This is a genomic window from Brevibacillus sp. FSL K6-2834, from assembly GCF_038592925.1.
Classification (GTDB): Bacteria; Bacillota; Bacilli; order Brevibacillales; family Brevibacillaceae; genus Brevibacillus; species Brevibacillus borstelensis.
Genome location: NZ_CP151945.1, coordinates 4,173,355 through 4,187,111, shown reverse-complemented (window position 1 = coordinate 4,187,111; position 13,757 = coordinate 4,173,355). Strand labels below are relative to the sequence as shown.

General features: G+C 52.9%; 12 protein-coding genes and 3 tRNA genes. 6 read left to right on the top strand and 9 right to left on the bottom strand.

What is annotated here, in order from left to right; translation table 11 throughout:
- Positions 1-47: 47 nt before the first annotated feature.
- The 3 genes from NST96_RS20685 to NST96_RS20675 all read left to right on the top strand — a co-directional run bounded on the left by NST96_RS20685 (position 48) and on the right by NST96_RS20675 (position 364).
- Positions 48-124, top strand: a tRNA-Arg gene (locus tag NST96_RS20685).
- A gap of 65 nt (positions 125-189) precedes the next feature.
- A tRNA-Pro gene (locus tag NST96_RS20680) sits at positions 190-266 on the top strand.
- 15 nt (positions 267-281) lie between these two features.
- Positions 282-364: transfer RNA gene (locus NST96_RS20675), tRNA-Leu, on the top strand.
- Between the two features lie 139 nt (positions 365-503).
- Here the strand turns inward: NST96_RS20675 and NST96_RS20670 are convergent.
- The 4 genes from NST96_RS20670 to NST96_RS20655 all read right to left on the bottom strand — a co-directional run bounded on the left by NST96_RS20670 (position 504) and on the right by NST96_RS20655 (position 3,810).
- The gene (locus NST96_RS20670) at positions 504-1,316 is read right to left on the bottom strand and encodes a HipA family kinase (RefSeq protein WP_024982838.1); all 813 of its coding nucleotides are present in this window, start codon (positions 1,314-1,316) and stop codon (positions 504-506) included.
- Between the two features lie 134 nt (positions 1,317-1,450).
- On the bottom strand, positions 1,451-2,857 hold the full coding sequence (locus NST96_RS20665) for a nucleoside recognition domain-containing protein (RefSeq protein WP_039071064.1): 1,407 nt from the start codon (positions 2,855-2,857) through the stop codon (positions 1,451-1,453).
- On the bottom strand, positions 2,835-3,563 hold the full coding sequence (locus NST96_RS20660) for a FeoB small GTPase domain-containing protein (RefSeq protein WP_003388986.1): 729 nt from the start codon (positions 3,561-3,563) through the stop codon (positions 2,835-2,837). Before NST96_RS20660 ends, NST96_RS20665 begins: the two co-directional genes overlap by 23 nt.
- 4 nt (positions 3,564-3,567) lie before the next feature.
- Positions 3,568-3,810, bottom strand: a complete 243-nt coding sequence (locus NST96_RS20655) for a FeoA family protein (protein ID WP_003388987.1) — start codon at positions 3,808-3,810, stop codon at positions 3,568-3,570.
- 286 nt (positions 3,811-4,096) lie between these two features.
- Here NST96_RS20655 and NST96_RS20650 point away from each other — a divergent pair, with 286 nt between their 5' ends.
- Both NST96_RS20650 and NST96_RS20645 read left to right on the top strand, forming a co-directional pair.
- Complete coding sequence (locus NST96_RS20650; protein ID WP_003388988.1) at positions 4,097-4,468, top strand: metalloregulator ArsR/SmtB family transcription factor; 372 nt, start codon at positions 4,097-4,099, stop codon at positions 4,466-4,468.
- A gap of 371 nt (positions 4,469-4,839) precedes the next feature.
- Positions 4,840-7,017, top strand: coding sequence for a heavy metal translocating P-type ATPase (locus NST96_RS20645; protein WP_024984833.1), 2,178 nt, complete (start codon positions 4,840-4,842; stop codon positions 7,015-7,017).
- A 164-nt stretch (positions 7,018-7,181) separates the two neighbouring features.
- Here NST96_RS20645 and NST96_RS20640 read toward each other — a convergent pair whose 3' ends face one another.
- The 5 genes from NST96_RS20640 to NST96_RS20620 all read right to left on the bottom strand — a co-directional run bounded on the left by NST96_RS20640 (position 7,182) and on the right by NST96_RS20620 (position 11,899).
- The gene (locus NST96_RS20640) at positions 7,182-7,706 is read right to left on the bottom strand and encodes a type 1 glutamine amidotransferase domain-containing protein (RefSeq protein ID WP_003388991.1); all 525 of its coding nucleotides are present in this window, start codon (positions 7,704-7,706) and stop codon (positions 7,182-7,184) included.
- 110 nt (positions 7,707-7,816) lie between these two features.
- Positions 7,817-7,978, bottom strand: a complete 162-nt coding sequence (locus NST96_RS20635) for a hypothetical protein (RefSeq protein ID WP_003388993.1) — start codon at positions 7,976-7,978, stop codon at positions 7,817-7,819.
- A 12-nt stretch (positions 7,979-7,990) separates the two neighbouring features.
- Positions 7,991-9,217 (bottom strand): Ger(x)C family spore germination protein, encoded by a 1,227-nt coding sequence (locus NST96_RS20630; protein ID WP_243014042.1) that lies wholly within the window; start codon positions 9,215-9,217, stop codon positions 7,991-7,993.
- On the bottom strand, positions 9,210-10,316 hold the full coding sequence (locus NST96_RS20625) for an endospore germination permease (protein ID WP_003388995.1): 1,107 nt from the start codon (positions 10,314-10,316) through the stop codon (positions 9,210-9,212). The genes NST96_RS20630 and NST96_RS20625 overlap by 8 nt, the downstream gene beginning before the upstream one ends.
- Positions 10,313-11,899 carry a spore germination protein gene (locus NST96_RS20620; RefSeq protein WP_342404393.1) on the bottom strand — a complete coding sequence of 529 codons (1,587 nt, stop codon included), beginning with the start codon at positions 11,897-11,899 and terminating at the stop codon, positions 10,313-10,315. The genes NST96_RS20625 and NST96_RS20620 overlap by 4 nt, the downstream gene beginning before the upstream one ends.
- 209 nt (positions 11,900-12,108) lie before the next feature.
- Here NST96_RS20620 and NST96_RS20615 point away from each other — a divergent pair, with 209 nt between their 5' ends.
- Complete coding sequence (locus tag NST96_RS20615) at positions 12,109-13,755, top strand: dynamin family protein (protein WP_342404391.1); 1,647 nt, start codon at positions 12,109-12,111, stop codon at positions 13,753-13,755.
- Positions 13,756-13,757 lie beyond the last annotated feature (2 nt).

Here is a 13,757-nt window from a genome sequence, read left to right as displayed (position 1 = left end):
TGTATATTATTGAATTGTCGCCTAGGTGCGACAAAATCAGACAAAATGTGCCCTTAGCTCAGCTGGATAGAGCGTTTGACTACGAATCAAAAGGTCGGGAGTTCGAATCTCTCAGGGCACGCCATTTGCCTCAAAAAGCTGGTTTTCCGAAAACGATATCTTTTCGGGAACCTGCACCACAGTCAATGTCGGGAAGTAGCTCAGCTTGGTAGAGTACTTGGCTTGGGACCAAGGGGTCGCAGGTTCGAATCCTGTCTTCCCGACCATCGAATTTCATACGTGCCGGTATGGCGGAATTGGCAGACGCGCGCGACTCAAAATCGTGAGGGAAACCGTGGGGGTTCAAGTCCCTCTACCGGCACCAATACATATTGTTTGCAAGGTGGGAAACAGTGATCAACTCCTGTTTCTCATCTTTTTTTTATCGAATATTTTCTGTACACGGCTGGTCGGCAGGGAGATGATCCGCTGCCTTTTCAGGAGCGCTTTCGACTTGAGCAGCTTCAGGTAGCAGGCCGGATGTGGGCCAGGACATCGTTCATGATGGCGGGCAGCGTTTTTTGTCTTGCGCACAATAACCTCTTGATATAGGCTTTCTCCGATTTTTTCAAGTATTTTTGCGGTACCTTGTTTATGGCTCTCTTGATATCCTGGGGAGACAAGGCTTGTATTTTTTCAACCATTTGCGAAACCAGTGAACGTTTGTCCGATGTGAAGCGTTTTAACCCGGCTGGAATGCGCAACTGCTTTTTTCTTCTGTTGGTACGGGGAAAGAGGGCCCCGCTTCTCTGCGGTCGGCGCGCTTTTTTGGTCTTCCACCTCTCCGGCGATCCAAACAGAGCAATGCCGTGATCGATCAGGTACCAACGGTAGCGATCATCGGCTTGATTGCGGTATAGAATCAGGTTTCGGTTGGTCCGATCCGGATTCATGATCCAGGCATCGAAAACCGCAAGCTGAGCCAACAGGTCTGATTGATGGACATGCTGCTCCGGGTTCCGGTGAACCTCTGGCGAAGCTTTCTTCCACGGGATCACTTCCTTTGCCGTGGCTTTCAAGGAAACAATCCCCCGTTTTTTCCATCCTCTTCGCCCTTTTACTCTGATCTCCTTTACCTTGGCTGCGGGGAGTCCGACAAGCTTGGCAAGCTCCGCTGCGATATACTCGTTTGCGAGCAGAATACGATAGTTTTTCCGCTGTCTGGTCACCGGGAATTTAAAATACCCCTGCGTTCCCTCTCGGTTTTTCACGATCCATATTTCTCTTCCGTATCTGTTGCGAAGAACCTTTTTGAACTTCCATTTCCATCGTCCCACAATGGTCCTCCTGAAAACATAAGTTTCATACAGTGTATGTGACGAAAGGTTATTTGGAGGTGAAAAAAGAAGGAAGGCGGCCAATAAGGGCCGCCCAAAATCGTTTGCTTCCATTTTTTCTTGTCGAAAAGGAGTTATACCCAGCCAAATGCATAGGCAATCTGTGTCGTTGCATACGTGACCGCAATGGCGATGCAAAGCGGAATGGCTGCCGAGAGCACCGTCCATTTGACGCTTTTTGTTTCTTTGTAAATAGTAAACAGCGTGGTTCCGCAAGGGTAGTGCAAAAGCGAAAACAACATCATGTTCAGCGCCGTAAGCCATGTCCAGCCGTGTGCCAGGAAAATATTCTTGATGTTCGCCGTGCTTTCCAGATCGACCATCGCGCCGGAGGAGAGATAGCCCATCAGGAGGATCGGCAAAACGATTTCATTGGCAGGCAGGCCGAGCAGAAAGGCCATGATGATATAGCCGTCCAGTCCGAGCGCGTGAGCAAATGGATCAAAGAACGAAGCCATATGTGCAAGGATGCTGGCATCTCCTACCGTGATGTTGCCCAAAATCCAGGTGATCACCCCTGCCGGTGCCGCAACAATAATCGCGCGGTTGAGAACACTCAGCGATTTGTCCTTGGAGGCGAGGAGGACGGTTTTCAGAATTTGCGGCTTGCGAAACGGCGGCAGCTCCAATGTATAGTGCGTCGGTACACCGCGCAGCGCAGTCTTGGACAAAATCCAGGAGACGGCAAGCGTCACGACGATGCCGATCAGTACCATTCCCATCAGGACCAGAGCTGTTACGAGCGTGGTGTACTGACTGGCGACGCCTGCAGCCATAAAGAGGGAGGCCAACAGGATCAAGGTAGGCCATCTGCCGTTGCAGGGAACGAAGTTGTTGGTCAGAATCGCGATCATTCTCTCGCGGGGCGACTCGATGATCCGCGTCGACAGAATCGCAGCCGCATTGCAGCCGAATCCCATGGACATGGTCAATGCCTGCTTCCCATGGCCCCCCGAGCTTTTGAACAAGCGGTCCATGTTAAAGGCGACTCGCGGCAAGTATCCGAAATTTTCCAACAGGGCGAAGATCGGAAAGAAAATCGCCATCGGCGGAAGCATGACGGAGACGACCCAGGAGGTCCCGCGATACAGCCCCAGAACCAGAACGCCGTACAGCCAATCCGGCGCATGAACAGCCTGGAATCCGGCAGTCAAATAGTCTTCGATTACGCCAAAGAAAGAGGCTAGCATCGAAGAGGGAACGTTGGCACCAGCGATCGTCAGCCAGAAGACCACGCCAAGAATGGCCAGCATGATGGGAAAACCCCAGATGGGAGAAGTCACGATGCGGTCGAGACGATACGTCTGCTCCAGCCTTTTTTTGTCCTCGTACTTTACGGCTTCGTGGCATATGGAATGAGTCGCTCTGTAGATGTCGCCGACGATCTCGTCGCGGATCGACTCTCCGTTTGCCAGCCTTTGCGCCATTGCATAGAGAGCATCTAGCGAATCCGGTTTTTCAGTGGCAAGAGGCGTTCCCAAGCTGCATCACCTCCCCGGCTTCCGCCGCTGGAGCGCCCGCAGGCGACTTCAGTGTGGAGATGAGATCCGTGTCGCCGTCTAGGAGGCGAAGCGCCACCCAGCGCGGAGGAAACCGGTTCCCTAAAAGGCGGACGACGTGAGGCTCCAGCATTTTGATTTTTTCCTCGATCTCCCGGCTGTACACGATTGGCGCAGGCTCAGGGATCAATTGTCCTGAAGCGACTTGCCCGACTTTTTCCAGCAGTCCGTCGATGCCGATTTTTTTGCGGGCCGAAATCGTTGCGACTGGTACGCCAAGCCGTTCCTGGAGCTTTGCGACATCGATGCGCACGCCCAAACGCATGGCTTCGTCGATCAAATTGATGCAGAGGACGACCCGATTGGTCATTTCCATTACTTGCAGCGCAAGATTGAGGTTACGTTCCAGCGAAGTCGCATCCAGGACGACAACAGTAACATCGGGCTGTTCCAGAATAATATAGTTTCTCGCCACTTCTTCGTCAGTGGAGTTGGAATACAGTGAATACGTGCCGGGAAGATCAATGATCCGATATGCCTGGCCTTGGTATTCAAAATGGCCGGCAGCCATCGTGACGGTCTTTCCGGCCCAGTTTCCCGTATGCTGGGACAATCCGGTCAGGGCATTGAACAGCGTGCTTTTCCCTGTGTTTGGATTTCCTGCCAGAGCGATTGTTTTTTCCATCATGTGATTACACCTCCAGCAATTCTGCGAAGATCAGACCGCTTTCCTCTTTTCTGAGGGCAATCGTTGTATTGTTTACGCGAAAGGCAGTCGGGTCTCCGAGCGGGCTTTTTTGCAGAACTTCCACCACGTTTCCGGGGACAAACCCCAGATCGAGCAATCTTCTGCGAAGCACCCCTGTGACTTCCAGCTTTGTCAATCGGAGCTTGGTGCCGGTTTTCGCGTCGAGCAAACGGATTGGTGATGACATGGACACCTGCCTCCTTCTAAATAAAAGGCAAATTGCTTCCTCTTCCTTACACTATGAGCAATTGTCTATATGTTTCTCTTTAAAATTTAGTATAGACCAATATTTTTCGCTCAGCAACAAAAAGTTTACCGAGTGCAACTTTTGGGCCGGGTCTTCTCCGTCATGCGTAAAATGGGGCTGCGAGCAGGGCCGCGAATGCTCATGAATGATACAGTCGCGGACGACACCTTGCGCGAATTTTGCTATACTGACAAAAGAGGGTTTATTGATGAGGGTGGTGTGTTGGATGGGTCAGAGCGAAATGCAGGAAGCATGCGATGATACGTGTCAAGGGTCGGAGGCTTTGGACGCCGCAAGACTTGAGGATAAAATGATAGATGATCAAACGGCTGTTGATTTGGCCGATCTCTTCCGCGCACTGGGAGATCCGACGCGGGTCAAAATCATTTACGCGCTGCTGCAGCAGGAATTGTGTGTCCACGATATTTCGACGGCATTGGGGATGGGGCAGTCGGCTGTATCCCATCAATTGCGGTATCTGCGGAATTTGCGGATTTTAAAGCGGCGCAAGGTGGGCAAGACGGTCTTCTACTCGCTGGATGATGACCATATGGAACAAATTTTTGTTCAGACCCTGCAGCATCTGAAGCACGAATAAGCAAAAATAGCAGATGTTTTAGGAAAACTCGGTATCTGCCGGGTTTTTTTATTGGGAAAAGGAAAGGACATGCACTCAAAAAAGCTGACGAGGCTATTTTGCGAAATCTTGCCATGGGAGAAAAAAGGGTGTTGACTTTTCGGACGATGGAAAAATATGATAAGGGTGAGATTTCAAATATGAACAATTAATCATATGTTGGGGTGTTGGAGATGTCCAGAAAACCTGGTTGTTGTGAGCCCCTGGTCCAGTCAGAGACGCTTGTCAAGGCAGTCTCACACGGAAGTGAAGCCGCTCCAGGCTCACAGTCTGCCTCATGCTGCAGTTCACATAGTCATTCGCACAGTCATCACGATGGGCATCATCATCATATGCACGATGGGGAAAAAGGTCCGGATGCCGCGGTAGCATCGGCCGATATCCAGGGGGACGGGCAGCGAACTGTCTTTCGCATCAGCGGCATGGATTGCGCAGACTGTGCCCGCGGCCTGGAAAAAAAGGTAGGGGCGCTCGCGTCTGTCTCTCAAGTGGTGGTCAACTTCGGCGCTGCCAAAATGACTGTGCTGCACGAAGAGAACGCTGAGGAGGCGATTGTTCGGACAGTCAAACAGGCCGGTTATGACGCGGTACTGGAGAAGGACAAGAAGCAGCTGGAAAACAAGAGCTTCTGGCAGCAAAACAAGAAGGCGTGGTCGACGCTGATCTCCGGTTCCATTTTTCTCGTGGCGTGGACGCTTGATCTATGGGCCGGGATTCCGGAGACCGTCATCACCTTGCTGTATGCGGCAACGATTGTCATCGGCGGCTTTCGCATTGCCAAGAGCGGGATATACGGCTTGAAGTCCAGGACGCTTGGCATCGATTTTTTGATGACGATTGCCGTTCTCGGCGCTGCGGCTATTGGTGAATGGGCAGAGGGGGCGGCTGTTGTCTTCCTGTTTTCACTTGGGGAGACACTGGAGGCGTATACGATGGATCGGACGCGTCAGTCTCTCCGCAGCCTGATGAAGCTGGCGCCGGAGGAAGCGGCCGTCATAAGGGAGGGGCGGGAAGTAAGACTTCCTGTCGAGTCGATCCATGTAGGGGAGATCGTCCTCGTCAGGCCCGGCGAGAAGATCGCGATGGACGGTACGGTCATCGAGGGTGTTTCCACGGTCAATCAGGCCCCGATCACAGGAGAATCCGTGCCGGTCGAAAAGAACGCAGGTGACGACGTCTTTGCGGGCACGATCAACGAGCAGGGCGCGCTGAAGATCAAGGTAACAAGGCGATTTGAGGAGAATACCTTGTCCAAAATCGTCCATCTGGTGGAAGAAGCGCAGGCGCAAAAAGCTCCATCGCAGCGGTTTGTGGATGTGTTTTCCCAGTATTATACGCCGGCAGTGATCGTGGTCGCCGCTTTGATCGCCGTCGTTCCCCCTTTGTTTCTGCAGGAGCCGTTTGAGCTCTGGTTTTACCGGGCACTGATGATGCTGGTAGTGGCTTGCCCGTGTGCGCTCGTCATTTCCACGCCTGTTTCCATCGTGTCTGCGATTGGCAACGCAGCCAAACACGGCATTTTGATCAAAGGCGGGGTCCATCTCGAACGGCTGGGCGCGATCAGCACCATCGCATTTGATAAAACGGGAACACTCACAGTTGGGAGGCCAGAAGTGACAACCGTCATCCCGCTGGAAGGAAGAGATGAGGCTGAGGTAATGGCCATCGCTGCTTCTCTGGAAGCGATGTCCGAACATCCTTTGGCAGCTGCGATCCTGCGGCGGGCACAGCAAATCGGAGTGAGGCCCATGCCGATCAACGGTTTTACATCAGTGACGGGGCGCGGTGTGCAAGCGACTGTGGACGGCAACGACTACTATCTGGGCAACCCACGCTGGTTCCAAAATGAGCTTCATTTTGCGCTCGACTCTGTACAGTCGAGAATCGAGGCGCTGCAGCAAAAAGGTCAGACACTGATGCTGCTTGGTTGCGGACAGCAAGTCATCGCCCTGATCGGATTGGCTGACCAGGTGCGGGAGGAGAGCGCTTCGGTCGTCGCCAAACTCCGGCAGCTGGGCATAAAACAGGTAGCGATGCTGACCGGGGACAACAGAGGAACGGCCCATGCCGTAGCGGAGCGGTTGGGGCTGACCGCGTACAAGGCAGAACTGCTCCCGGCCGACAAGCTTTCTGCGATTCAAGCGTGGCAGTCCACCTCGAAGGGCGTAGCCATGGTGGGGGATGGAGTCAATGATGCTCCGGCTCTGGCTGCGGCAACAGTGGGGATCGCGATGGGCGGAGCCGGCTCGGATACGGCGATGGAAACCGCCGATATTACACTGATGGCTGATGACTTGTCCAAGCTGCCATACGCGATTGGCCTCAGCAGGCGGACGCTTCGCATCATCAAGCAGAATATCGCATTTTCTCTGCTCGTCAAAGTTGTCTTTCTGCTGATGATTCTGTTTGGCTACTCGACGCTCTGGATGGCTGTGCTCGCCGACACGGGAAGCTCGCTGATCGTGATTGCCAACGGCATGAGACTCCTGCGCTCAAAGGATGGAGGATAAGACCGCGCCGCTTGCTGGAAAAACGCCTCGTATGCAGCGAGGTCGTCTTGCCGGGCATTTGGCCCATCCGCATACGATAAAAGACAGCAGCCGAAAGCAAAAGCAAAAACAAAAGCCACCTTCCTGAAATACAGGGGTGGCTTTTGCCGCTTCAAAGGAATGGCTTATACACCTGCCAAGCGATCGCAAAATGCTTTTGCGTAAGCCGGCAAATCGGGCGGACGTCTGCTGGAAACAAGATGTCCGTCGACCACGACTGGTTCATCCAGCCAAATCGCGCCAGCGTTTTCCATATCGTCGCGAATGCCTGGCGTCGAGGTAACCCTGCGGCCATCCAGGATTTTTGCGGAGATCAAAACCCATCCTGCGTGGCAGATCTGTCCGATCGGCTTTTCCCGTTCGTTCATGCGGCGTACAAAAGCGAGCACTTCCGGATAGCGCCTCAGCTTGTCGGGCGCCCAGCCGCCAGGTACCAGCAGACCGTCGTATTCGTCGATGTTGATGTCAGCAAAAGCAAAATCCGCTTTTGCAGGCACGCCGTATTTGCCCGTATAGCTTTTGCCACTGACGGGACCTGCCAGATGAACGACTGCTCCTTCCTCCTGCACTCTGTAAATCGGGTACCACAACTCCAAGTCCTCAAATTCTTCATCAACCAGGCATAAAACCTTTTTACCTGCAAGCCGCATCGAAAATACCTCCCCCAAGCGATGTTTCTGTATGCCATTATACATGAATCAAAATCAACTTGCGCTGTTCTTTGCAGGCTTCCCTTGCTCAGCAGGAAAAAAGGGGGAGGTCATTCCCCCTTCTGACCGGTGCTTCCATTTTTCCACGGCGGATCGCCATATTGGTGAAGCTTTTGAGAAGCCTTGTAGAACAGCCACGGGATCAAGATGGACAAAACCGCCCCGAAAAATGTCAAATAAGGCGGCAGAGTACCGAATATCTTTCTGAGCATAAACCGATCCTCCTAACGGATTTCCGTCCTGTTCACCGACCCTCCATTGCGGATGTAGACAACGGCCTTCACTTCAATCTCGCTGGAGGCAAACAGATTTCGGCCGTGGTCCCAGTCCTCTTTGAGTTGCTTCCACAGATCAGGATGGGTTTGTTTTACATATGTGCCCAGTTCCAACACGTCGGTTTTCATTTTCTTCTGCACTTTGCGGATGGCATCATGTGAAAGCCTTTCAATCTCTGCCGCGATTGTCTTTTGAAGGTTATCCATGATGCGACTCTCCATAAAGTCCAAGCGCTCGAAGGACTCGGCGATTACGCCCTCGCATTCGATGAAAAACTGAAAACGCATGCGTTTTTTATCCCGGACGTCGGCCTTGATCGTTCTTTTCGTTCCCTGAATATTGAAGATCACGAGATTGTCTTTCACTTTGGTTTTCAGCAGCCCTCCCTGGACGTTTCCCAAGAGAAAGTTCAATCCTTCCGTCTCCTCCTCTCCGAGAAAGCCGATCATCTTGTTTCCCTGGCCTTGAAATACGGCAGCGCCTGCTACTTTCACTTCATTGTTGGCGGCGACAATACGCGGGAGGACAAAGCTGAACTCGTTGATCATATCTTCATGTACTTCCCCCAAGCGAACCTCGGGGATCATGCGTGCTGTGCGGTCTGTATTTTCCGCAACAGAGTTGATGTAGAGGGAAGGGAGCTTTTCCGTTTTCGGTTTTACCTCCAGGACAGGCTTGGCCTTCCCTTTGGAGATCATGACCTTGCTGGTCCTCCTCAAATCAGGATCGCGCAAGAAGTAATCGAGAACATCGGCAAACGTATTGGGCGATTTCGCCACTTCCTCGGAGACGATGACAACCTTTAAATGTTGATAAAACGGTGAACGGCTTGTCCGGACAGCCAGCTCACGCGAGATTTCGAACAGAGAATCTCCCTCAGACGTCAGGTTCTGGAACGGGTCGCCCGTGCTGCTCTGGCTGCCGCCTCCTCCTTGCGAGTTTGAGACAAGTCCTCCCGGAACGACGAATTGATGCGTAACGAGATACCGCCGTTTCCCTTTCGGTTTGTCCGGAGCCTCCTTTTCTGCCTGTCTTTCCATCTCTTTGGAGGACGGCAAATCAATTCCAACGCCGACTACAAAGCCGCGTTCCTCGATTTGTACCTGGTCCCAGCAGCCGGAGAGGAGGGAGACGGATAATACCGCCACTAAAAGGCGAGCCGAGCTTTTACTCATCTCCCCGCACCCCCCTCCATTTGGCGATCAGCAAGAGAAGAATCGGGACCAGGTAAGTGATGAATATTCCAAAATAGACGAGCTGGTCCCCCAGCGAGAAAAACTGAACCAGATTTTGCGGCCAAAGCGAAATCATGTAGACCAGAGGGGAGATGATCAAAAGCCAGGTGAACTTTCTGACGTTCGGGAAAATCGATCCCAGGTTGAAAATCGCCAGATCGAAAAAGACCGTGCAGGAATTGAAAATCGTCATGATCCAGATGGTGAAAAAGAGCGACTCCACACGTTCGATAAACCCTCCGGGCACTTCGACGTCTTTGGCCAGTTCAATCGTCGGGTAGGTCAAGTTTTTCACCACCTCAGCGGAGAATACGCCGATGACAAAAATGTAGATCGTCAGGTACAGGAAAATAGGGATCAACAGTCCTTTCACGACGGCCTTGGGAGCGTCCTCGGCCCGGGTCATCAGCAGCGTATAAAAAAGGACGACCTCGTAGCCGGAAAACGACAGATTGACTTCTTTTGAGCCTTGCAAAAGGGCACCTAATCCGGTAGTGAACAGCGGTCTGACGTTATCCAGCTCGAGCATTTGGATCGAATAGAGCTGCACAACGGCACTGATCAGCAGCACAATCGGAAAAAACAGCATGTTCAGCCGCAGCAGGGCGATCCGTGTGCCAGCCACAGCATATTGAACGATCAGCAAGAAAGCGAGCGTAATCACTTCAACAGGAGTAGTCGTAAACAAATACTGCTTGGCGATATTGCCGAGAGCCCTGGCTTCAAAAGAAACAAACAGCAGGAAGTAGATGCCGACAAGAAAAGTAATGACCTGTGCGACGGGCCGGCTTACGATCAGGGACGCATATTCAAAAAAAGAGTTTGCGGGAAAGCGACTGGCCAATTTGCCCAGCAGCCAGCCGATCACCGAAGCCACCAGACCGGAGATGAGGATCGAGATCCATCCGTCGATCGAACCCGTCTTGGCAGCCAGAGTCCGGGGGAAAGTGAGAATGCCCACCCCGATGACGACATTGGCGACAATAAACACCATCTCTTTTTGTCCAATCTTCTGATCCGCGTAGGGTAAGGTGTTCATTGCGATCTCCCTGCTTTCATGCGGGTTTTGTCTTTCGTTTGCAGCATGTCCGGCCGTTTTTTGAAGAACGTGATAGGAGCGCGCAGGATGTAATCTTTCCAGTCGGAAACAAGCTGCGGAGCAAGTGGTGCCAGGTAGGGCACACCAATGCTGGTCAGATTGGTGAGATGGATGACGATGAGGATAAAAGCCAGAACCACGCCGTAGAGGCCAAACATGGCAGCGGCAAGCATGGCGCCAAAACGGATCATCCGAAAAGCGATGGCCAGATTATAGGAAGGAATGGCGAAGGAAGCGATCGCAGTAATCGCCACGACAATGACCATGACAGGGCTGACGATCCCGGCGGAAACGGCTGCCTCGCCGATGACAAGCCCGCCGACGATGCCTACCGTTTGTCCGATCGGCTTTGGCAGACGCAAGCCCGCCTCCTGCAGCAGCTCCATGGTGGTTACCATGATCAGGGATTCGACGGCAGCCGGAAACGGAACGCCGTCCCGGGTGGCGGCGATGGAAAAGGCGAGATCCGAGGGAATCAGTCCCGGATGAAAGGTGACCAGCGCGATATAGAGGGCTGGAGAAAAGACGGCCAGATAAGAGGCCAGGTACCGAAGCACCCGCGCAAGCGAGCCTACCATCCACCGTTCGTAAAAATCCTCGGGAGAATGAAGCATGATGCCCAGTGTAACCGGAGCCAAAAGCACCATGGGGGTACCGTCCAGGATGATGGCAACACGCCCCTGAAACAGGGCCGATGCGACTTTATCCGGACGCTCCGTGTTTTGTACTTGCGGAAACGGCGACAAGAAATTATCCTCGATCCATTGCTCGATATAACCTGACTCCTCCACCTGATCGATGTCAATGGTGGAGATGCGCCGTTTGATTTCGTTTACGATATTCGGATGTGCGATGTCTTCGATGTATGCGACGATCAGGTCTGTTTTGCTCCGCCTTCCGACAGTAGTGGCGTCAAAACGAAGCTTGGGATCCCGCACACGGCGGCGGATGCGGACTGTATTGTCCCGGATGTTCTCGTTGAAGCCGTCTCGAGGTCCGCGTACGAGACCTTCCGAAACAGGTTCTTCGATGCCACGCGTCTCCCAGCCCCTGCTGTCAATCAAAATGGTTGTATGGGAACCGTCCACGAAAAAGGCGGTATCTCCCACCAGCATGGCGTCCAGGACTTCCTCCATGGTGGTTCCGGTTTTCACCTCAATAATGGACAGCACTTCATTGAGCATAAAAGCCATGATATCTTCGTCGGGTGCCGGGATAGCTTTGCCGGCGGGAGACATCAGCAGCTGTATATGTTTTACTACCTTGTCGTGAACGAGCTCGCTGTCTACCAGTCCATCGATGCAGGCTACAGCGCAAGCCCGTCCGCTATTGTCGATCAGAAATGGACGGATGATCAGGTCTTGCGGGTTCCCCAGGCGCTGTTTGATGATATCGAGATTTTCCTGCAAGCTTTCGGAAAGCGGAGTTTTATTGGAAGCCTGTTGATCAGAATGGCTGCTTTGCTGTTTCCGGCGAGATGCTACTGCTTCGTTTTTCCATTTTTCCCATACTCTGCGAAACAATCGGATTCGCCCCCCTCCCTTACAGGAAAAATGTGAAAGTTCTTATTGGGATTTTTTCCAATCTGCAGGAAAGTATGCGGGGCTGTCCTGAAGACAGATGCGTTTTCCTCTGTTCTCAAACAGTTCCAATGGAAACTTTCGCGCAAAAGAATTGATCAACCGGGGGAGGTATGATACATTCGGCATGGTAGAGTAGGAGAATGGAGAGGATGGTACAGGTGCAAAGTCACGTCATGGAGCGGGCAGCGGATTTCGCCCAGCTTGCTGATCGACTGGAACGGATGGCGTCGTCTATTGAAGAGACAAAGGACGATGCGACACCGGGGAAGCTGCTTCAGCTCGCGGAGAAAACACGCGGAGCGGAGTTGAATATCGCATTTTGCGGCCACTTTTCGGCCGGTAAGTCTACAATGATCAATACACTGTTGGGAGCCAGTCTCTTGCCTTCCAACCCGATTCCGACCAGTGCCAATGTTGTCAAAATCCGCGGCGGCGAAAAGGCGGCGCGTGTATACACGCATAATAACGGCGTGCTGACCTTTGACCCTGACACCGAAATGGAAAAGCTCAAGCAATTTGCCGTCGACGGCGATACGGTTGAGTGGGTGGAGGTCTCCTATCCGGGGACTATGCTCAATGAGAAGGCCAGCTTGCTTGATACGCCCGGAATCGACTCTACGGACGCGGCTCACAAAATAGCGACAGAGTCGGCTTTGCACTTGGCGGATGTCGTCATTTACATGATGGATTACAACCACGTGCAGGCGGAAGAGAACTTCAATTTTACCAAAACGTTGAAAGACCGCGGAAAGCCAGTTTATCTTGTTATAAATATGATTGACAAGCATATCGATTTTGAACTCGATTTTGACAGCTACAAGGAGAGCGTGGAAGAGGCTTTCGCCACGTGGAATATTGAACCGGACGGGATCTTTTACACGTCGCTGGCGGAGCCTGATCACGAGGAAAACCAGTACGAAGCATTCCGGGCGTTGCTGGAGCAGCTGATCGCGGACCGCGAAAAGCTGGTCAGCAAAACGGTGGCGGACGCTGCCGAGCATTTGATCGAGGAACACGTTCAAGTGCTGCGCAGACAGAACGCTGCCGAGCGCCAGGAGTTGGAAAACAGGCTGGATGAGCTGCAGATGCCCGCTTTGGACAGCCGGGATGCCGGTCGGGTAAAGAACGCCTTGCAAACAGCCGAGGAAGCAGCAAGCGAACTGGCGAGCCGGGTGGACAAGGCGCGCAAACAGATGGAAAAAGAGCTGGCGGCGCTGCTGGACAATGCCCGCCTCACCTATTACAGCACGAACGAGGCAGCGGAACAGTATTTGGAAAGCCGCAAGCCGGGCTTCAAGATGGGGTTGTTCTTTTCCGGGAAAAAGACAGAGGAAGAGCGGGCGAGAAGATTGGACGTACTGCTTGCAGACTTCCGCGAAAAGGTAGCGGCCAATCTCGATTTTCACTTCAAGGAGCTGCTCAGCAAATTTCCGGAGCAATTCGATCTGCGTGACGAGGCTTATCATGCCGCAGTCTACGCCACGACGATCGAGGTAACAGCCGAATTTCTCGCCTCCCACGTAAAGGATGGGGCGAGTACCCGCCAGTATGTCATGAATTACTGTTCGGACATTTCGAACGGTATCAAGACAGAATACCGCCGTGCCGGATTGGGCTTGATCGACCAGGTAGCAGCGCTCATCAGGAAGCAGACCGAACAGGAAAGCATGGCGCTGCAAAAGCAGCTCGCGGTGCTTCGTGAGCTGATGCAGATCCACGCCCGCCTGGGGCGGCTTGCTGCGATGGAGCAGGCTGCACGGCAACGATTGCAAGCGATTTTGCGTGAAGGAGCGTAACT

Coding starts and splice junctions, on each gene's coding strand:
- NST96_RS20650 (WP_003388988.1), top strand. CDS start 4,097: ATGGGTCAGAGCGAAATGCAGGAAGCATGCGATGATACGTGTCAAGGG.
- NST96_RS20635 (WP_003388993.1), bottom strand. CDS start 7,978: ATGCTCAGAAAGATATTCGGTACTCTGCCGCCTTATTTGACATTTTTC.
- NST96_RS20655 (WP_003388987.1), bottom strand. CDS start 3,810: ATGTCATCACCAATCCGTTTGCTCGACGCGAAAACCGGCACCAAGCTC.
- NST96_RS20640 (WP_003388991.1), bottom strand. CDS start 7,706: ATGCGGCTTGCAGGTAAAAAGGTTTTATGCCTGGTTGATGAAGAATTT.
- NST96_RS20615 (WP_342404391.1), top strand. CDS start 12,109: ATGGTACAGGTGCAAAGTCACGTCATGGAGCGGGCAGCGGATTTCGCC.
- NST96_RS20645 (WP_024984833.1), top strand. CDS start 4,840: ATGCACGATGGGGAAAAAGGTCCGGATGCCGCGGTAGCATCGGCCGAT.
- NST96_RS20660 (WP_003388986.1), bottom strand. CDS start 3,563: ATGATGGAAAAAACAATCGCTCTGGCAGGAAATCCAAACACAGGGAAA.
- NST96_RS20625 (WP_003388995.1), bottom strand. CDS start 10,316: ATGAACACCTTACCCTACGCGGATCAGAAGATTGGACAAAAAGAGATG.
- NST96_RS20630 (WP_243014042.1), bottom strand. CDS start 9,217: ATGAGTAAAAGCTCGGCTCGCCTTTTAGTGGCGGTATTATCCGTCTCC.